The organism is Clostridia bacterium, from assembly GCA_017410375.1.
Lineage (GTDB): Bacteria > Bacillota > Clostridia > RGIG6154 > RGIG6154 > RGIG6154.
The window spans coordinates 28,953-48,273 of sequence record JAFQQW010000023.1; the positions used below are offsets into that span (position 1 = coordinate 28,953).

At 44.3% G+C, this 19,321-nt stretch carries 20 protein-coding genes, 1 pseudogene and 1 other annotated feature; of the genes and pseudogenes, 18 read left to right on the forward strand and 3 right to left on the reverse strand.

Annotated elements, in window-relative coordinates; genetic code table 11:
- Window positions 1-6 precede the first annotated feature (6 nt).
- A pseudogene (rodA, locus tag IJE10_03535) lies at window positions 7-1,138 on the reverse strand (rod shape-determining protein RodA).
- Between the two features lie 94 nt (window positions 1,139-1,232).
- Between rodA and IJE10_03540 the strand changes: the two are divergent.
- The 7 genes from IJE10_03540 to IJE10_03570 all read left to right on the forward strand — a co-directional run bounded on the left by IJE10_03540 (window position 1,233) and on the right by IJE10_03570 (window position 6,460).
- On the forward strand, window positions 1,233-2,282 hold the full coding sequence (locus IJE10_03540; protein MBQ2967179.1) for a hypothetical protein: 1,050 nt from the start codon (window positions 1,233-1,235) through the stop codon (window positions 2,280-2,282).
- 9 nt (window positions 2,283-2,291) lie between these two features.
- Window positions 2,292-3,092 (forward strand): hypothetical protein, encoded by an 801-nt coding sequence (locus IJE10_03545; protein MBQ2967180.1) that lies wholly within the window; start codon window positions 2,292-2,294, stop codon window positions 3,090-3,092.
- Window positions 3,093-3,094: 2 nt separating this feature from the next.
- Window positions 3,095-3,532 (forward strand): hypothetical protein, encoded by a 438-nt coding sequence (locus tag IJE10_03550; GenBank protein ID MBQ2967181.1) that lies wholly within the window; start codon window positions 3,095-3,097, stop codon window positions 3,530-3,532.
- 59 nt (window positions 3,533-3,591) lie between these two features.
- On the forward strand, window positions 3,592-3,756 hold the full coding sequence (locus tag IJE10_03555) for a hypothetical protein (protein MBQ2967182.1): 165 nt from the start codon (window positions 3,592-3,594) through the stop codon (window positions 3,754-3,756).
- Window positions 3,753-4,469: an rRNA pseudouridine synthase gene (locus IJE10_03560; protein ID MBQ2967183.1), complete on the forward strand. Its 717-nt coding sequence runs from the start codon at window positions 3,753-3,755 to the stop codon at window positions 4,467-4,469. The genes IJE10_03555 and IJE10_03560 overlap by 4 nt, the downstream gene beginning before the upstream one ends.
- A 78-nt stretch (window positions 4,470-4,547) precedes the next feature.
- Window positions 4,548-5,660 (forward strand): sn-glycerol-3-phosphate ABC transporter ATP-binding protein UgpC, encoded by a 1,113-nt coding sequence (ugpC, locus tag IJE10_03565; protein MBQ2967184.1) that lies wholly within the window; start codon window positions 4,548-4,550, stop codon window positions 5,658-5,660.
- Window positions 5,661-5,710: 50 nt separating this feature from the next.
- Window positions 5,711-6,460 carry an RNA-binding protein gene (locus IJE10_03570; protein ID MBQ2967185.1) on the forward strand — a complete coding sequence of 250 codons (750 nt, stop codon included), beginning with the start codon at window positions 5,711-5,713 and terminating at the stop codon, window positions 6,458-6,460.
- Window positions 6,461-6,690: 230 nt separating this feature from the next.
- On the opposite strand, the gene IJE10_03575 is transcribed toward IJE10_03570, so the two are convergent.
- A complete protein-coding gene (locus IJE10_03575; GenBank protein MBQ2967186.1) occupies window positions 6,691-7,851 on the reverse strand; it encodes a cation transporter in 1,161 nt (386 codons plus the stop codon).
- 303 nt (window positions 7,852-8,154) lie between these two features.
- Here IJE10_03575 and rpmG point away from each other — a divergent pair, with 303 nt between their 5' ends.
- From rpmG to IJE10_03630, 11 genes are all read left to right on the forward strand, one after another.
- A complete protein-coding gene (rpmG, locus tag IJE10_03580) occupies window positions 8,155-8,304 on the forward strand; it encodes a 50S ribosomal protein L33 (GenBank protein ID MBQ2967187.1) in 150 nt (49 codons plus the stop codon).
- Between the two features lie 28 nt (window positions 8,305-8,332).
- A complete protein-coding gene (gene secE / locus IJE10_03585) occupies window positions 8,333-8,536 on the forward strand; it encodes a preprotein translocase subunit SecE (GenBank protein ID MBQ2967188.1) in 204 nt (67 codons plus the stop codon).
- Window positions 8,537-8,586: 50 nt separating this feature from the next.
- A complete protein-coding gene (gene nusG, locus IJE10_03590) occupies window positions 8,587-9,111 on the forward strand; it encodes a transcription termination/antitermination factor NusG (protein ID MBQ2967189.1) in 525 nt (174 codons plus the stop codon).
- A 95-nt stretch (window positions 9,112-9,206) separates the two neighbouring features.
- Entirely contained in the window at window positions 9,207-9,632 is a 426-nt protein-coding gene (rplK, locus tag IJE10_03595; protein MBQ2967190.1) for a 50S ribosomal protein L11, read from the forward strand.
- Between the two features lie 64 nt (window positions 9,633-9,696).
- On the forward strand, window positions 9,697-10,392 hold the full coding sequence (gene rplA, locus IJE10_03600; GenBank protein MBQ2967191.1) for a 50S ribosomal protein L1: 696 nt from the start codon (window positions 9,697-9,699) through the stop codon (window positions 10,390-10,392).
- A gap of 45 nt (window positions 10,393-10,437) precedes the next feature.
- Window positions 10,438-10,593: a sequence feature (ribosomal protein L10 leader region), on the forward strand.
- Between the two features lie 16 nt (window positions 10,594-10,609).
- Window positions 10,610-11,119 carry a 50S ribosomal protein L10 gene (locus tag IJE10_03605; GenBank protein ID MBQ2967192.1) on the forward strand — a complete coding sequence of 170 codons (510 nt, stop codon included), beginning with the start codon at window positions 10,610-10,612 and terminating at the stop codon, window positions 11,117-11,119.
- Window positions 11,120-11,162: 43 nt separating this feature from the next.
- Window positions 11,163-11,537 (forward strand): 50S ribosomal protein L7/L12, encoded by a 375-nt coding sequence (gene rplL / locus IJE10_03610; GenBank protein MBQ2967193.1) that lies wholly within the window; start codon window positions 11,163-11,165, stop codon window positions 11,535-11,537.
- Between the two features lie 70 nt (window positions 11,538-11,607).
- The gene (locus IJE10_03615) at window positions 11,608-12,549 is read left to right on the forward strand and encodes a copper amine oxidase N-terminal domain-containing protein (GenBank protein ID MBQ2967194.1); all 942 of its coding nucleotides are present in this window, start codon (window positions 11,608-11,610) and stop codon (window positions 12,547-12,549) included.
- 128 nt (window positions 12,550-12,677) lie between these two features.
- Complete coding sequence (locus tag IJE10_03620) at window positions 12,678-14,480, forward strand: ABC transporter ATP-binding protein (GenBank protein ID MBQ2967195.1); 1,803 nt, start codon at window positions 12,678-12,680, stop codon at window positions 14,478-14,480.
- Window positions 14,480-16,267 (forward strand): ABC transporter ATP-binding protein, encoded by a 1,788-nt coding sequence (locus IJE10_03625; protein ID MBQ2967196.1) that lies wholly within the window; start codon window positions 14,480-14,482, stop codon window positions 16,265-16,267. Before IJE10_03620 ends, IJE10_03625 begins: the two co-directional genes overlap by 1 nt.
- 116 nt (window positions 16,268-16,383) lie before the next feature.
- Complete coding sequence (locus IJE10_03630) at window positions 16,384-18,459, forward strand: beta-galactosidase (GenBank protein MBQ2967197.1); 2,076 nt, start codon at window positions 16,384-16,386, stop codon at window positions 18,457-18,459.
- 32 nt (window positions 18,460-18,491) lie between these two features.
- Here the strand turns inward: IJE10_03630 and IJE10_03635 are convergent, their stop codons facing one another.
- Complete coding sequence (locus tag IJE10_03635) at window positions 18,492-19,259, reverse strand: helix-turn-helix transcriptional regulator (GenBank protein ID MBQ2967198.1); 768 nt, start codon at window positions 19,257-19,259, stop codon at window positions 18,492-18,494.
- Window positions 19,260-19,321 lie beyond the last annotated feature (62 nt).

Here is a 19,321-nt window from a genome sequence, read left to right on the forward strand (position 1 = left end):
TTAAGATTAGAAAGTATCTTTTTGCCGGATAACACTCAGCACCAGTCCGATTGCCATAAACGAGGTCAGTATCGACGAACCGCCGTAGCTGAAGAAGGGGAGTGGAATACCGGTAACCGGCATAATGCCGATGGTCATGCCGATGTTTTCAAATGCCTGGAAAATAAACATTGCCGCAACGCCTATGCACACAAGTCCGCCCGAGGAGGATTTAACCAAGTTGGCACTTTTGATGATACGCACAATGATGTATCCTAAAAGGGCAATAACCGCAATGCATCCGATGAAACCCAGTTCTTCGCCTGCCACCGCGAAAATAAAGTCGGTGTGCTTGCCGGGCAGAAAACCAAGCTGAATCTGCGTGCCGTTAAACAGCCCCTTCCCGAAAAATTCGCCTGCACCTACCGCAAGCTTGGATTGCAGTACATTGTAACCGCTACCCATAGGATCTGATTCGGGAGATAAAAATACGCGGATACGGTCTTTCTGGAATTCGTCTAAAACAAACCACCATAAAAGGGGCATGGCTGCCAAAAATGTACCGCCCGCCATCAGGAAATATTTAATGCGTACCCCTGCATAAAACAGCATGACAATGGCGATGAAAATAAATACCATGGCAGTACCGTAGTCGGGCTGCAGTAAAATCAGCGCCAGCGGTACACACAAGTGAAGCGCCAGCAGTAACAGCGTTTTAGGCTCGTTGATATCGTCCTGCACAGCAGAGATATGGCAGGCAAAGGTGATGATAAAGCCGAGCTTTGCAAACTCCGAGGGCTGAATGTTCACAGGTCCCACCGCAATCCAGCCTACCGTACCAACGCTTTCACCGTGACCGATAAAAAGCACCAGTATCAGCATCGCACAGTATACCGCAAAAATAATTTTGTTCAGACAAAGAAGCATCTGGTAGTCCATGTACGCAATCCAAAACATCAGCCCGATGCCTCCTGCAATACCGATACACTGTATGATGATAGCGGATTTCGAAGGGTTGGTCTGTACTGCGCTGATAATCAGAACCAGTCCGTAAAGCGCCGCCAGAATGGTCGCAACCACCAGTTTTATATCCGGTTTTTCTTTTGAAGAATAACGCATGTATGTCCTCCTTAAGCTTTCTACTTCTATTATAATCCAAAAACCGTCGCTTGTAAAGAAAAACTGTTGACTTTTAAAAAAATAAATATTATAATAAATTGTAAGGCTATGTAGTTTTTTAAGGAGGGAAAGGTATGAAAAAACAGCTTACAGCCATTTTTCTGGCACTGGCACTTTGTTTGTCCTGCCTTTCTGTCATGGCAACGCCGCCACTTGTTCCGTATGCGACTCTTTCGGTTTCGGAAAGGGACGCAAGCGGAAATATTACCCTCACTTTAACGGTGGGCGGTGTGGAGTATCAGGGCGTGCAGGCGTCTTTGTACTATAACCCCTCCGAACTGCTTGTTACCGATGAACACTTAAAAAATATCACGGTGGGCGAGCCGATAGGGGACAAAAATTCTTTAAATCTTGTACAGGCAGAGCTTCACGAAGAAAGCAATTGTATTGCAATCACAGCAATTATGAATCTTTCGCTGATGGATGATGAAATTTACACCCTTTCAAGCATGTCGAAGCAGATGAATGTTTTTTCTTTAACAGTACCTGCCACAACCGACAAGCCCGACGTAGGCTTTGCCTTAAAGGAAAGTCCGTATTATGATAAAGGTAATCCCGAGGGCTTGGTTATCTCCTGCAACGGGAAATCGAAGGATGCACAAACAGAAGTTTTGTATGCCGACGGCACAATCGGGCAGACGGGCGAGTTGAAACAGCCCGAGCCAAAGAAATCGCTCGAACAACTGCGTGCCGAGCGCATTTCGGATACTGTTATTCTGCAGTATGATAATTATGCGGCGGTGCAGAACGGTGCACTTTGCTATATAGACGAAAGCAACAAGTCGGTTATGCCTTTTGCGCAAAACGGAGAAATATATGTGCCCTATCGCTTTGTGGCGGAAGGCTTCGGCTATACAGTAGGCTGGGAGGACGAAAGTCAGACCCCGTTATTGCTTAAAAACGGCGAAACGCAAAAGGTGGAAATGCTCGCCTTAAAAGAGGGCAGAAGCTTTATTTCGGTTACTACCGCCGAGAATCTTTTGGAATTACACGCAACCGCGGTGGGGAATTGCCTGATATTTACAAAAGCAGACAACCCCTGGAATGCCGAAGGCGCCATCGAACAGGGCATTTTGTCGGATGCAATGCTGATTATGTCTCCCGCAATACGGGATATGAAATAGGAGGAAGTTATGAAAAAACGGCTTATTTGTGCAGGACTGTCTGTGCTTCTGGTCTTAAGTGGCATATCTGCATTTGCGGCAGATACAGTTACAACAGAATATACAAAAACCGAAAACGGATACCACCACTTTACCACAAGCGGCAAGCTTGATAATGCCAACACCGCATTTGTGACGGTGGTTGTGACCGACCGCGATAACATTACCATCGACAGCATCCAGTATGTGGATCAGGGACTTACCGACGGAAACGGAAATTTTGCTTTTACAAACTATATCCCTAAGCAAAACCCTGTAATCGGACAGGAATATACCGTACGCGTTGGCGTGTGGGGCAGAAAAACGCCCATCACCTGCGATCCCTTAAAATTACCGGCTGATGCACCTGCGTATTCTCTGTCGGGGCAGTTCAATTTTGAGGGCAGCCGTACCTTAGGCACGGTAGAGCTTTATAAAGACGGCGTTTTGCTGGATTCTATGGAACGTGCGGCAGGTGCGTATGATTTTTCCATGTTAGAGCCGGGCACCTACACCGTAAAATTTACCAAGCAATCCCACTTGCCCGAAGTCCGCGAAGCGGAAATCACAACCGCGCATGCAACCGATGTGGATGCAAACCTTGTGGCGGGGGATGTAAATGCCGATGCAATTATTAATCTTTCGGACTTTGGTGAGGTTACAGCGTTGCTCGGACAGGAGGCAGGCTCTGCACAACAGAAAAAAGCGGACTTTTTAGAGAACGGAAGAATCGACGTCAACGAGTTGACTAAGCTGATTCAGAATTACGGTGAAGACCGCAGAAGTGAGTAAGTATGAAAAATTTTTTAAGAAAAATATATGATTATTTCCTGGGTATACACATAAGCTTCGGGCTGGCGATGGCAATCTGGCTTTTGCTGACACTGCTGCCCGCAAATGTACCGCTCATGAACATGAAAAACGTATTGTTTTTGTTTCTGTCGGTGATTGTGCCCTGGATTACAAATTTTGTTTTTGATTACAGCTCTTCCCTTTATATGAAAGGGATTCTGCATGGCGGGCTGTGGTTTATGACGGAAATTATTATCTTCAATTTTCTGTACGGCGTGGCGCTGGAAGCAAATGTGCTGATTGTTTTACTGGTAGCGGCTGCTATTTTGTACGGTGTCGGACTGTTTGTATTCAGCCGTATTTCGGGAAAGCTCAATATCCCGGTGCGGTGCGTGTCGCAGTTTCACATGAAGGTTGTAGGAAAAATTACGAAGGACTGAAAAAGGCACAGAAATAAATAAACACTTCTTTGCATACCATGTTACAAAGGAGTGTTTTTATGTTTGTGTATACGTTCAAAATAAAATGGTGGCGGTTATTAAGCTTTGTACTGCTGGCGGTGATTGTGGCAATGGGCATTTACTATATGACCCGAAGCCAAACGACCGAATTTGTACCGGCACTGCCCCAAAAAGAACAGGAGGGACAAGTATGGCAGGTATGAGACTGGATAAAATACTGGCAAAAAGCGGATTCGGAAGCCGGAAGGATGTCAAAAAGCTTGTATCGGAGCGCAGAGTGACGGTAAACGGCGTGGTTGCAACCGACAGTGGCATGAAAGCGGAGGAAACCGAGGTTTTAGTAGATGGCAATCCCGTTTGTTATAAAGAGTTTATCTACCTTTTGATGAATAAACCGCAGGGCGTTGTGTCCTCTACCGAAAAGGGACCGTCGCAGACGGTGATTGACCTGCTTTCGGAAGAACACAAAAAATTTGAGCCGTTTCCCGTAGGTCGGCTGGACAAGGATACCGAAGGGCTGCTGCTTATTACCAACGACGGTCAGCTTGCCCATGAACTGCTTGCGCCCAAAAAGCATGTGGACAAGACTTATTATGCAAAAATTGCGGGAAAAGTAACCGAAACGGACGTAAAAGCCTTTGCAGAGGGCTTGGATATCGGCGAAAAAAAGAACACCTTGCCCGCAAAGCTTGAAATTTTAAAAAGTGACAGCATTTCCGAAATTCACGTTACCCTGCATGAGGGAAAATTTCATCAGGTCAAGCGCATGTTTGAGGCGGTGGGCAAAAAAGTGGTATTTTTAAAACGCATCCGCATGGGAGATATGGAGCTTCCGATGGACTTAGAAGCGGGTCAGTATCGGGAGGTCGACAGGGATTTTGTACAAAATGCACAAAAAAATAAAATAACTTTGTAGAAAAAAGGGTTTGTTTTTTTGGAGCAAAAGTGCTATAATGATAATAGAAAAAATTTATTTTGAAAGGAATGACTGACAATGGCAAGCTTAACTCTCAAAAATATTTACAAAACATATGAAAACGGCTTTAATGCTGTTAAGGATTTCAACCTGGAAATCGAAGACAAGGAATTTATTATCCTGGTAGGTCCTTCCGGTTGCGGTAAATCCACCACTTTACGTATGATTGCAGGTCTGGAAGATATCAGTGCCGGCGAATTCTATATCGATGACGTAATGGTAAACGATGTAGAACCCAAAGACCGTGATATCGCAATGGTATTCCAGAACTATGCACTTTATCCGCACATGACCGTGTTTGAAAACATGGCATTCGGCTTAAAGCTCAGAAAAGTTAAGAAAGAAATCATTAAAGAAAAGGTAGAAGAAGCAGCAAGAATTCTTGACATTGCACATCTTCTCGACAGAAAGCCCGCTGCACTTTCCGGTGGTCAGCGTCAGCGTGTAGCCCTCGGTCGTGCAATCGTTCGTGAACCGAAAGTATTCCTCATGGACGAACCGCTCTCCAACCTGGATGCTAAACTTCGTGTTCAGATGAGAACCGAAATCACCAAGCTCCATCAGAGACTGGATACAACCTTTATCTATGTAACACATGACCAGACCGAAGCTATGACCATGGGTACCAGAATCGTAGTTATGAAGGACGGTATCATCCAGCAGGTTGATACACCGCAAACCCTTTACGATACACCGGATAACATGTTCGTTGCAGGCTTCATGGGTTCTCCCCAGATGAACTTCATCGATGTTAAAGTTGAAAAGAACGGTGACCAGTATACCTTAACCTTTGGCGATCAGAAAATTATTCTTCCCGAAGGCAAGGCAAAGGCTCTGGCTGAATCCGGCTTTGACGGCACAGAAGCAATTATGGGTATCCGTCCCGAACACATCCGTGACGAAGAAGCAGTTCTTGCAAGCAATCCCGACAGTATCGTTTCCGCTGATGTAGAAGTTACCGAATTGATGGGTGCTGAAACTTATCTCTATCTCAAGATTGAAGGTAAGAACTTCACCGCTCGTGTAAATCCGAGAACCACTGCAAAACCGGGCGACACCATTAAGGTTGCTTTTGATGCAAACAAGATTCACCTGTTCAACAAAGACACTGAATTGACCATCATCAACTAATAAAAAAGTAAAGCGGGGCGAAAACGCCCCGCTTTTTTGTGAGAGAGACTATGGAAAAAGACGAAAAAATACTGGTGGCATCCGTGCTGGATAAGGCAAAGCGTGCCGCGCAAAAAAACATCCCCGTCTGTACCGCTTTTCTGGATTTACATCAGCAGGAGTTGGTGCGACAGGAGCGGAAGCAGTTTGAGGGCACGACCTTTTTACTGTGGGGCGGTTACCCGGATGCAGAACGGAAAATAGCGGTGTTTTTGCCTGATTATCTGGATGCTCCGCCCGAGGATGTGCTGTCTGCGGTGCGGGTGGATGTGAAAAACACCGTAAGGTTGACGCACAGAGATTATCTTGGCTCGGTATTGGGTACCGGCTTAAAGCGCGAGCAAATCGGTGACATTCTGCCGGACGAAGCAGGTGCCTATGTACTGGTTAAATCGGATATCGCGGATTTCTTAACCCAAAACCTATTGAAGGTGGCAAGAGAGAATGTGTCCTGTGAAACCTTGCGCTTATCTGAAGTGGCGTTCGCCGTGCCGGAGCCCAAATCCGAAATGACTGTTTCTGCAAACTCTTTACGCCTCGATAAAATCACCGCCGAAGCCTTTAAGGTTTCACGCACCGATGCGTCAGCCGCCATTCTGGCGGGCAAAGTGTTTGTCAACCAGAAGGAAGTGTTAAAGCCCGACCATCAGCTGTCCGAGGGAGATAAAATTACCTTCCGCGGCAAGGGCAAAGCAGAGCTTTCAACCCTTTTGGGCTTGAGTAAAAAAGGAAAGCAAAGATTGTTATTAAAAATCTATTAAAAATGAGGATGCCTTGCATCCTCATTTTTATTAGTATTTATTGTTATTGTCTTTCTTCTGCTGATTGCTCTGGGGTGCGTTGTTTTGCTTCTGCTGATTGTTTTGCTTGTTTTGCTGCTTCTGCTGATTGTTTTTCTGATTCTTTTCGTTCATAATAAAAAGCCTCCCAAAATGTGATTTACCGTATTGGCATCTCTATTTTGTGCAGGCTTTTTGTTTTTATGCATTTTTTAAATATTATCAATTTTAATATGTACGTTATACCGGTTGTCATAGCTTAAAACGGCATTGCGCAAATGCTCCGCCAAAGCTTTCTGATGTTCCGGCTTGTAATCGCAGGGTACAACCAAATCGAACAGCAGATTCCGGCTGTTTTCTCCTAAAGTTACACGCAGGTCGTGGAAGGAGAGGGAAGAATCCAGTTTTTTTACTTCTTCTGCCACAAAGTTGCGGAGAGCATTCACCGTTTCATCATCATAAGAAATGGGATCCATATGAATCACAATGTGAATGCCCATCTGTGTTAAAATCAGGTTTTCCAGGTCATCAATGGTTTCGTGAATGGCAACCACATCAATGTTGTCGGGTACTTCTGCATGTACCGAAGCCATAATTCTGCCCGGACCGTAGTCGTGAATGATTAAATCATGCATGCCTGTGATGCCTTCTGCATTTAAGATGTAGCCGGCAATCTGATTAACCGTTTCCTCCGAAGCGGGCTTGCCCAGCAAAATGCCAATGGTGTCCTTTGCCAGTCCGTAACCGCCGTACATAATAAACAGCGACACTAAAATGCCCATAATACCGTCTATAGGAAGAGCGGTAAACCCTGCACAAAGGGCAGAGAGAATGGTGGCAAGGGTCGCGATGCAGTCGTTCAAGCTGTCCTTTGCGGTGGCAAGCAGAACGGTTGAGTTGATTTTTTTGCCGATATAGCGGTTATACAAAAACATCCAGCCCTTTACGGCAATGGCAAAAAGCAAAAGCGCAGCCTGAACCGGATTTAAAGATACCGGGGATGGGGTTAAAATTTTCTGACCGGAGGATTTTAAAAGTTCAAAACCGACTAATATAATTAAAAAGGAAACAATGAGCGAAGAAACGTACTCGATTCTACCATGACCGAAGGGATGTTCTTTATCGGGCAGACGGTTGCTCATTTTCGCGCCTACAATGGAAACGGCGGATGAACCGCAGTCGGACAGATTGTTAAAGGCGTCTGCCAAAATCGCCATACTTCCGCTGATAAAACCGATTATAAGCTTTGTGGCAAACAGCAAAAGGTTGCACAAAATGCCCACAATACCCGAAAGCACACTGTATTGCTCCCGCACCTTTTTATTTTGTATCTGCTCGTAGTCTTTTATAAACAAACGAATTAAAAACTGCATGAAATAAATCCTTTCTTTTTGTAGTTCTTATATTTTACCATTTATTTTATGAAAAAGCAAGGGGATATATGTGCGTAAAGCGTTATTATATAGGAAGAAACTGCTTTTTTCTAAAAAAACAAAAAATTTTTTAAAAAAGACTTGATTTTTGAAAAAAACTGTGATATACTATTGCCAAGACTGGGAATAGGTCTTTTTTTCTTGCGCTTTTTTAGAAAAACCTATTGACAAGGCAAAAAACTTGCGATATAATATAAGGTACTCGAATTGCGTAGGATATGAATAATTTGGAGGTATAAGATTATGCGTACAAAAATTACATTGGCTTGCACAGAATGCAAACAGAGAAACTATGACACCATGAAGAACAAGAAGAACACACCCGACAGACTGGAAATCAGCAAATATTGCCGTTTCTGCAAAAAGCATACGGCACACAAAGAAACAAAATAATTGTTTTTGGGAAAGGTAGGAAGGCGTAATGGCTGAAAATAAAACTAAGAAACTTAAGGTTAAAGATTTCTTTAAAGGCGTAAAGAGCGAATTTAAGAAAATCGTTTGGCCGTCTTTCCACACAGTTGTAAATAACACCGGCGTTGTAATCGCTGTATCTGTTATTATCGGCGTTGTTGTATTTTTACTGGACCTGGGCTTCGGTGCAGGTGTAAGAGCACTTTTGGGCTAATTAAAATTCTCAAATCTGTTTTTTAACCAAAAAGGACAAGGAGGAGAAATATGGCTCAGGAGGCAAAATGGTATGTTGTGCACACCTATTCCGGCTACGAGAATAAGGTAAAGGCAAACTTGGAAAAAACCATAGAAAACAATAACTTGCATCATATGTTTTTCGATATCCGTGTTCCCATGGAAGAAGTTGTTGAGATTAAGGATAACAACGAAAAGAAATCCAGCATGCGAAAGCTTTTGCCCAGCTATGTGTTTATCCGTATGATTATGACGGATTTCAGTTGGTACATTGTCCGCAACACCCGCGGTGTAACAGGCTTCGTAGGTCCGGGATCCAAACCCGTACCGCTGACCGATGCCGAAATCGACCGTCTGGAGCTGGAAGAAAAGACCATCAATCTCAACTACGCAGTGGGCGACAACGTAAAGCTTGTTTGCGAATCCTTTGAGGACAGCGTAGGTATCGTTGAAGAAATTGATCTGGAAAGAGAAAAGGTTCGTGTATCCGTATTTATCATGGGTCGCGAAACACCGGTTGAACTGAACTTAAATCAGGTTGAACCGCTTGACTAAACGTAGTATATACTGCCCGTTTGGGTTCTGTATATAAATTAGTGGGAGGGCAAAAACCCGCTAAATACCACATTTGAAGGAGGTGCTTGGTAACCATGGCACAGAAAGTAACAGGTTACATTAAACTGCAAATTCCCGCAGGTAAAGCAACACCGGCTCCCCCGGTAGGTCCTGCATTGGGTGCGCAGGGCGTAAACATCGTTCAATTCACAAAAGAATTCAACGAAAGAACAGCAAAGGATATGGGTCTGATTATCCCGGTAGTTATCACCGTATATGCAGACAAATCCTTCAGCTTCGTAACAAAAACACCGCCGGCAGCAGTTCTTTTAAAGAAAGCTTGCAAAATCGAAAGCGGTTCCGGTGTTCCGAACAAAACAAAGGTTGCAACTGTTTCTAAGGAAGCATTAAAAGAAATCGCAACCACTAAGATGCCTGACCTTAACGCTGCATCTGTTGAAGCTGCTATGAGCATGATCGCAGGTACTGCAAGAAGCATGGGTATCACCGTAGAAGAATAATAGTTTTGGAAAATGTGGGAGGCTTTTAAGATAAGCCGTGGAACCACTAAGGAGGATTAGAATCGTGAAAAGAGGTAAGAAATATTTAGAAGGCGCTAAACTCATCGACCGTACCACTTTATATGATGCGGCAGATGCTTTAGATTTAGTTTGCCAGGCTGCAAAGGCTAAATTCGACGAAACCGTTGAATGTCATATCCGTTTGGGTGTTGACTCCAGACATGCTGACCAGCAGGTTAGAGGTGCTGTAGTACTTCCCCACGGTACAGGTAAAGTTGCAAGAGTTTTGGTATTCGCTAAGGGCGATAAGATTGACGCTGCACAGGCTGCAGGCGCTGATTTCGTAGGCGGCGAAGAACTCGTTGCAAAAATCCAGGGCGAAAACTGGTTTGATTATGATGTAGTTGTTGCAACCCCCGACATGATGGGCGTTGTAGGTCGTTTGGGTAAGGTTTTAGGTCCTAAGGGCTTGATGCCGTCTCCGAAGGCTGGCACCGTAACCATGGACGTTGCAAAAGCAGTATCCGAAATCAAATCCGGTAAGATTGAATATAAGTTGGACAAAACCAACATCATTCACTGCCCCATCGGTAAAGTTTCCTTTGGTAAGGAAAAGCTGGAAGAAAACTTCATGACCTTGGCTAAGGCTGTTGTAAAAGCAAAGCCGGCTGCTGCAAAAGGTACCTACATGAAGAGCGTTGTAGTAACTTCTACAATGGGTCCTTCCGCAAGAGTAAATACCGCAAAATTAACAGACTAATTTTAGGGTTGACAAACCGTAAAATATCTGTTATAATATCCCTGTTGCAAGAAATTGCAATATCCGCAGACAGCAGGTGCCGTAAGGCGTAAAGAGAAAATGCCTGCCGAGGAAATACCCTTTTGTATGGAGAGAAAAATTTTCTTTATGCAAGCTTAAAGGTTTTCCGGTGCGGACGGAAAACCTTTTTTAGTCTACTAAATGTGAGGTGAAAAGAATGCCCAGCGAAAAAGTTTTAAAACAAAAGCAAGATATCGTTGCAGCTTTAGCTGAAAAAATGCAAGGCGCTGCAGCCGGTGTATTCGTTTCCTACAGCGGACTTACCGTTGAAAAGGATACCGAGCTTCGTAACAACTTGCGTGCAGCAGGCGTTGAGTACAGCGTTGTGAAAAACACCCTGACCCGTCGTGCAGCACAGTCTATCGGTTACACCGAATTCGACGAAATCTTGAACGGCACAACCGCACTTGCAATTCACACAAGTGACGTTGTTGCTCCCGCAAAGGTTATTGCCGACTTCATCAACAAGTACAAGGATGAATCGGGATTGACCATCAAAGCCGGCTTTATGGACGGCAAAGCATGCGGCGTTGACGAAGTACAGGCTTTGGCAAAAATTCCGTCCAAAGATACCTTGTATGCAATGCTCGCAGGTGGCTTAAATGCTACCATTGCAGGTCTGGCACGTGCAATCCAGGCTGTTGCAGATCAGAAAGAATCTGCGTAATTTAAATTTAAAAACAATTTTTCAAATTTAGGAGGAAAAGAAAATGAGTGAAAAGATCACTGCTATGATTGAAGAAATCAAAACCCTGACTGTTTTAGAATTGTCTGAATTGGTAAAAGCTATTGAAGAAGAATTTGGTGTTTCCGCTGCTGCTCCCGTTGCAGTTGTTGGTGCTGCTGCACCCGGCGCTGCTGCTGCAGAAGAAAAATCCGACTTCGACGTTGTACTTGCTGAAGCAGGTGCTGAAAAGATTAAGGTTATCAAAGTTGTTCGTGAACTCACCGGCCTCGGCTTGAAGGAAGCTAAAGACCTCGTTGACGGCGCTCCCAAGACCTTGAAAGAAGCAGTAGCAAAAGACGCTGCTGAAGAAATGAAAGCTAAACTTGAAGAAGTTGGCGCTAAGGTTGAATTGAAATAATTTCAGCTTAAATAATTTAAAGGGCTAAACGAAGGTTTAGCCCTTTTTTACAAAAAAAGGAGTATTTTCCATGAAAAAAAGAGTATTTGGTCTTATTTTGGCGGTTGTGTTGCTGGTTTCAGCGCTGCCTGCCTTCGCACAAACCTATAATCTGCAGGACTTAGGTGTTTCGTATGACCTGCCTGACACCTGGAAGCAGGTTTCGGGCGAGGGTGCAATGTTTACCTATCAGCATCAGAATAATCCAAGTGAAGTAATCTCCATTACGGTCGGAGACATGCCGGGCATGACAGATGTTTCGCAGTATCCAAAAGACCAATTAGAGGGTTTATGTGCGGAGCTTCTGAGCGATAATGCCATTGCACAGCGCTATGCACAGGCGATGGGCATGAATATCTATGTGCAGGAGGACGAGGTTTCCAAACAATACGCACACTGGAATACCAACAATTTCTATACCTACGAAAAGTTTTTCTATATCTGGACAGACGGTGTAGAAAAAATCAAGCTGTATCACGGTGTATTTATTGCCATTGCAAACGAAAAAATGTATGTGTTTGAATACAGACATAATAACACCGGCATCCACAGTGCGGATTTTTCAGCATTTATCAAGAGCCTGCAGTTTGCGGATACCACCATTAAAATTTATATCAACAATCAGCAGATTTTCCCGGACAGCAATCCGGTGCTTGTAAATGACAGAACCTTAGTGCCTATCCGTGCGGTGGCAGAAGCGATGGGTTATACTGTAAACTGGTATGAGGAACAGCAGTTGGTGGAACTGGTTTCCCCAAAAAACGGCAATGTATTAATTTTCGGCATTGATAAATCCAATTACGCAAGAGGTCATGTGAATGCCGCACCGGAGGCGTATACCTTTTCTATGCTGGATGTGCCGGCGCAGATTATCGGCTCCCGTACCTACCTGCCCCTGCGTGCAGTAGCGGAAGGCATGGACGCGGTTGTGCGTTGGGACGGTACAACCAATTCTGTACATATTACATATTAATGCAGAAAGATTGCGATGAAAATCGCAATCTTTTTTTAAATTATAAAAAAATTTAAAAAAAGGGTTGACTTTTTTGTTGAGTTGGTTTATATTGGAGTTGATTTTAAAAACGATTGGGGATGAATTGCATGGAAGCCATAAAATGGTTATGCAAGTTTTTAAAAGGACACTGGGGAAAGATTATTTTTTCGGCTGTAATCATTTTTCTGCATGTTGTAGCGGTTTTTGTTACACCCTACATCAGCGGTTACCTGGTTGACTCTATTGTCTCGGGCGATATGTTTACCGGCAACACAAAAAAGATTCTCACCACGGCCATTGCCCTTTTAATCGGCGGCTCATTGGTGCGTCAGATTACCTGGTACATTCGATGCCTGCTGATGGAATGGACGGCACAGACGGTGGTTATGAACATCCGCGGTGCGTTGTTTGAACGTCTGCAAAAGTTGGACTTCGGCTTTTTCAGCAGTAACCGGACCGGTGATTTAATGGCGCGCATGACAGGCGATATGGATGCAATCCGTTTGGTTATTTCCAGTACCATTCCGTGCTTATTGCAACAAGTTTTGGTTTTTGTGGTGGGTGTCGGCACCGTGTTTTTCGTAAGCCCGATTCTGGGCTGTTCTTTGATGCTTTTAGTGCCTTTGATTACCTTTCTGGTGTTCAAAATGGCAAAAACCAATAAGCCCATTTTTATCAACATGCGTGAAGCTATGGCAAAGCTCAATTCCATGGTAGAAGAAAACATCAGCGGGAATCGCGTGGTAAAAGCATACAACAAGCAAAAAGAAGAAATTAAAAAATTTGACGAATTCAACAACGGCTACAGCAATGCGTTTTTGGATTTTGCAAAAAGCTATGCAAAATTCTATCCGCTTATTCATTTCCTTGTGGAAATGTTTACGGTGTTGGTTATTTTAGTGGGCGGTACGGTTGTTATTTTAGGCCATGCATCCATTGGTCAGCTCACCACTGTAAACGGTATTTTGTGGTGCATTACAACACCTATTTTAACCCTGCCCGGTCAGATTAACCAGATGCAGCAGTTTTTTGCAAGCTCCATTAAAATCCGCAGCTTAAACGATGAGGAAGCGCAAATTCAGGACAAAGCTGCCCTTGATATCCCCAAATTCGATGGCAAGGTTGCCTTTAAAAATGTTATTTTCTCCTTCGAAGACGGAGAAAGAGTGTTAAAATACATAAACTTCACCGCAAACCCCGGCGATACGGTTGCCATCATCGGTCCTACCGGCTCGGGTAAGACAGCACTTGTTAACCTGATTCCCCGATTTTACGATCCGCTAATGGGCTCGGTTTATATCGACGGCATCAATGTAAAGGATATTAAAATTTCGGCACTCCGTAAAAATATCGGTATTGCCATGCAGGACGTGTTCCTGTTTTCGGATACCATTAAGGAAAACATTGCCTACGGTACGCCGGGCGCAACCATGGACGATATTATCCGCGTAGCCAAGGCGGCAGACGCCCATGAATTTATTTCCGCAATGCCGGACGGCTACGACACGGTCGTGGGCGAGCGCGGTGTGGGCTTGTCAGGCGGTCAGAAGCAGAGAATTGCCCTTGCCCGTGCCCTTTTACGGGATGCGTCTATCTTAATTTTAGACGATACCACCTCTGCCCTTGACATGGAAACCGAGCATTCCATTCAGGAAACTTTAAAGAAAAATTATAAGAAGATGACAACCTTTGTCATTGCACACCGTATTTCGTCGGTTAAAAATGCCGATTTGATTTTGGTGCTTTATAACGGGCGTATTATTGAATGGGGCAAGCATGACGAGCTGGTGGCACAAAAGGGCTACTACAGCGCGGTTTGCGATACCCAGTACGGCAACATCAACGATACAGAATATGAGGGCGATACCACCTTCGATGATTTCGTATTTACGAAGGGAGGTCTGAAATAATGGCTAAACGTAATACCTTTAACCAGGACGAAGAAAGAACAGTCAAAATTGACGGCAAACGCGCCGTGCGTCTTTTGAAATATGCATTGCCCTTTAAAAAGACCTTGCTGATTGTGCTGGTGTTTATGCTGATTTCAAGCGTATTGGGTCTTTTAGGCCCCATGCTCTTAAAATTTGTTATTGACGATTTTATTCCGAACGATAACTTTGGTGCATTATGGATTACAGCAGGTGCATTGGTGGCCATTCACATCATCGGTGCGCTCATTACCCGTTACCGCACCCTGCACATCAACCGCGTAGGACAGGAAATGGTGCGCAACATCCGTCACGATGTGTTTGCGCATTTACAGGAATTGCCCTTAAGCTATTTCGACAGCAGACCCCACGGCAAAATCATGTCCCGTGTTATCAACTATGTCAATGCCCTTTCCGACCTTTTAACCAACGGATTAGTAGACATTGTAGTTCAGCTTTTCTCGCTGGTGGTTGTGGTTGTGTTTATGTTCTCGCTTAACGCCACCTTCACATGGATTTGTCTTGCAGGTATGCCTGTATTTTTCCTGATTCAGACGGTGCTCCGCCGTTTCCACAAACGTGCATGGCAGAAGTATTCGGATAAAAACAGCAACTTGAATGCCTATATCCATGAAAGCATTGCAGGTATCCGCGTAACCCAGTCCTTTGCCAGGGAAGACAAGAATCTTGGCATATTCTACGGACTTTGTAAGGATACCCGTTCATCCATGATGCAGGCAAGCTTAATCAGCCACACATTGGCAAACATTGTTGAAATGATTACGGTGTTGACCACCGCAGGCGTTTATATTGTGGGCGTTTGGCAGGTTTCGGGCAATGTGCTGGAGGTGGGTGCACTTATCGCCTTTACCGGCTACATCGGCCGTTTCTGGTCGCCTGTTACCTATTTTGCAAACTTCTATAACTCTATTATTACCGCCATGGCACATGCAGAGCGCATTGTGGAAATGATGGAGGAGCCGGTTGTGATTGAAAACCAGCCCGATGCCATCCGACTGCCGAATGTGGAAGGCAGAGTGGATTTTGAAAACGTAACCTTCCGCTATGAAGAGGGCGAACGCAATATTTTACAAAACACCTCCTTCCATGTGGAGCCGGGTCAGAAAATCGCTTTAGTCGGTCCTACCGGCGCCGGTAAGAGTACCGTTATCAATATCTTAGCCCGTTTTTACGATATTCAGGAGGGTAAAGTTTCCATTGACGGTCACGATATCAAGCATGTAACGCTCGAGTCTTTGCGCAGACAGATGGGCATTATGCTGCAAGACAGCGTGCTGTTTACGGGTACAATCTTAGACAATATCCGCTACAGCAAGCCCAATGCATCCTTAGAAGAAGTGGTACGTGCGGCAAAAGCGGTATCTGCCCATGACTTTATCAAGGAACTGCCCAACGGCTACCGTACAGAGGTTACAGAGCGCGGTGCAACCTTCTCCGCAGGGCAGAGACAGTTAATTGCCTTTGCAAGAGCAATTTTGGCAGACCCTGCCATCTTGATTTTAGACGAAGCAACTTCATCCATTGATACCGAAACCGAACAGATTCTGCAAAAGAGTGTGGAAGCCTTAATGAAAGGCAGAACCTCTTTTGTGGTGGCACACAGACTCTCCACCATCAAAAACAGTGATAAAATTCTGTATATTTCGGACGGCGATGTGCAGGAAAGCGGTACGCATGAGGAATTGCTTGCTTTAAAAGGCAAATACTACGAGCTTTATATGTCCCAGTACAAATTCCTGGACGTATAATGCGCAAGAATGTTATATCAGTGCAACATAGTGTTATTGACACTCTAAAATTATTTATGTTATAATAAATGCAACGGAAAACAATTCCGTTGCATTTTCATTTAGGAGTGAAAGAAATGAAAAAAGAGAACTTACTTTTTAAAGATTTCCCGCACTTTTTACATGGCGGAGACTATAATCCCGAGCAGTGGATTGCAACGCCCGAAATCTGGGACGAGGATATGAAGCTCATGAAAGAAGCCAACTGTAACGAAATGACGGTTGGTATTTTCTCCTGGGCAGAGCTTGAACCGGAGGAAGGAAAATTTAATTTTGGCTGGCTGGATACCATTATTGATAAGGTATATGCAAACGGTGGCAGAGTGGTGTTAGCCACCCCTTCGGGCGCAAGACCCAAATGGCTTGCAGACAAATACCCCGAGGTTTTAAGAACCACTGAGGACGGAAAGCGAAACTATTTTGGGGGAAGACACAATCATTGCACCAATTCACCTGTTTACCGGGAAAAGGTGAGAATCATAAACGAAAAGCTTGCCGAGCGTTACGGAAAGCACCCTGCGGTTGTGGCATGGCATTTGTCCAACGAATATTCCGTTACGGGATGCTATTGCGAGCATTGTGCTTCTAATTTCATTGACTGGCTTAAGAAAAAATATGATAATAATATTGAAAAATTAAATCATGCCTGGTGGACAAGATTCTGGAGTCATACCTACCAAAGCTTTGAACAAATCGAACCGCCCAGAGGAACAGGGGAAAGAAGTACCTATGGCTTAAATCTGGACTGGAGAAGATTTTTGTCCGACAGCATGATTGATTTTGCGGCTTTAGAGGCAGAAACGGTAAGAAAATATTCCGATAAGCCCATCACAACCAATTGCATGTGCTATTATCCCGGCTTTGACCTTTATAAAATGAGCAAAAACTTAGATGTTATGTCAAACGACTTTTATCCCGTGTGGTCAAGATCTTTAAGCTTTACTGCAGAAGAGACGGCATCTGTTGCTGCAATTTACAGAGGTGCAAAAGACGGAAAACCGTTCATGGTTATGGAAAGCGCGCCCGGAATCAACAACTGCGGTGTTGTATTCAAAAAAGTAAAAACCGATGAGGAACAGTTCTTAGAGGCAATGCTTTATGTTGCCTGCGGTGCCGATACGGTGCAGTATTTCCAATGGCGAAAGGGCAGAGGTGCCGGCGAAAAATTCCACGGTGCGGTGGTGGACCATTACGGCAAATCCGACAACCGCGTTTTTCAGACCGTAAAACGAAATGGCGAAGCACTCCAAAAAATTGAGGGCGTGCTGGGCTGTGAAATCAAATCCGAAGTGGCAATTGTACGCGATTACGATACAATGTGGGCGCTTGACGGCACCCATGACGGCTTCTGGACAACAGACCCCGGAAAAAGATACTTAAATACCCATCATAATTATTTCAGACCTGCCTGGGAAAACAATATTCCAATTGATGTTATAAGCTATGAAGCAGATTTTTCAAAGTACAAGGTATTGTGTTTGCCGATTCCGCATATCATGACAGAGAAAAATGCTGAAAAGGTCAAAAAATTTGTGGCAGATGGCGGTGTGGTTGTTTCTTCGTTCTGCACGGCAGTTGCAGATGAAACCGACCTTTGCTATTTGGGCGGTATTCCGGGCGCAGGCCTTTCGGAGGTTTTCGGGTTAAGAGTGGACGACGTGGACAACTATGAAAACTGTAACTGGTTCTATAACGAATATGCCGTTATGGAGCATGAAAACAGCGTGATTTATAAGGGCAAAGAATATCCCGTAAAATCTGTTGCAGAGTTAATTGTTCCTTCAACTGCCGAAACCTTGGCACACTTTACCGAAAATATAGAAAAAGACAAGCCTGCCGTTTTGAAAAATAGCTACGGCAAGGGTACAGCGTACTATGTAGGCTACAATGCAGAAAATACGTTTATGGACTTATTCATGAAAGACGTATTTGACGCCCATGGCATCCGGGCGGTAACAGATGTTACAAGCAACAGTAAAGCGGTTCGCGTAACCTGCCGTGAGGGGGACGGTGAAAGATACCTCTTTGTGATGAATATTTCAAGAGAAGCGCAAACCGCAAGCATCAACGGCAATTTTACCGACCTTTTAACAGGCAAAACCGAAACAGGCGAACGTATTTTACAGCCATTAGAAGTGCTGGTGCTCAAATAAAAAAAGGAATGCAGAGCTTTCTGCATTCCTTTTTAATCTGATTTTCCAAGGTATACATAAGGCGAAGAAGCCATTTGCGTGGGCGTTACATGAAAATAACGCTTAAAGGCACGGCTGAACGCATAAATATCGCCATATCCCACCTGCTTTGCGACCTGTCCCACAGAACACTTGTTTAAAAGCAGTAAGCGCGCCCGTTCCATCCGCACACGGGTAATGTACTGAAAGGGTGGCATACCGATTTCTTCCACAAACAGCTTGTGCAGATAAATTTTGCTGATATGGCATTTTTCTGCAAGCAGTTCGGAATTTAATGCCGGATCGCCGAAATAAAGGGAAATGTATTCTAAGGCAGGGGTCAGAAGAGAGCTGTTTTCCGAAACGTTTTTTTTCATGCAAAGACCTGTAAGGCGATAAAGCGCAGACAGAATCAGTGCCGCGTTTTGCGGTGCGGGCAAGTCCCGAAGCATCACAATTTCATTGTAAATTTCCATTAGCACATTTTCTTCTACCGGAGAAATGTGGGTAAGTGCGGACGGACTTTGCTCCGAAAAATTAAAAAACAAAAGGTCGGCATCTTCAATACAAATGTTTTTATGGCACGAGCCGGTGGGAATGTATAACGGGTGTCTGGAATCGGCAATCATTTCCGTATCCTCTGCAACAAATTTAACTTTACCGTGTAAAACAAAAAACAAAGCCGAGTCTTCCCGGGCAATCACCTCATGCACATCTCCTTTGGTTTCCTTGGAGCGTACTATGTATGCCAGATCGATAATCTGAGGCGGTTTTGTCAGCATTTTCATCCCTCCCTTTGTTATCCAGTTTAACATATTTTAAGATTGTTTGCAAGACGAAAGTA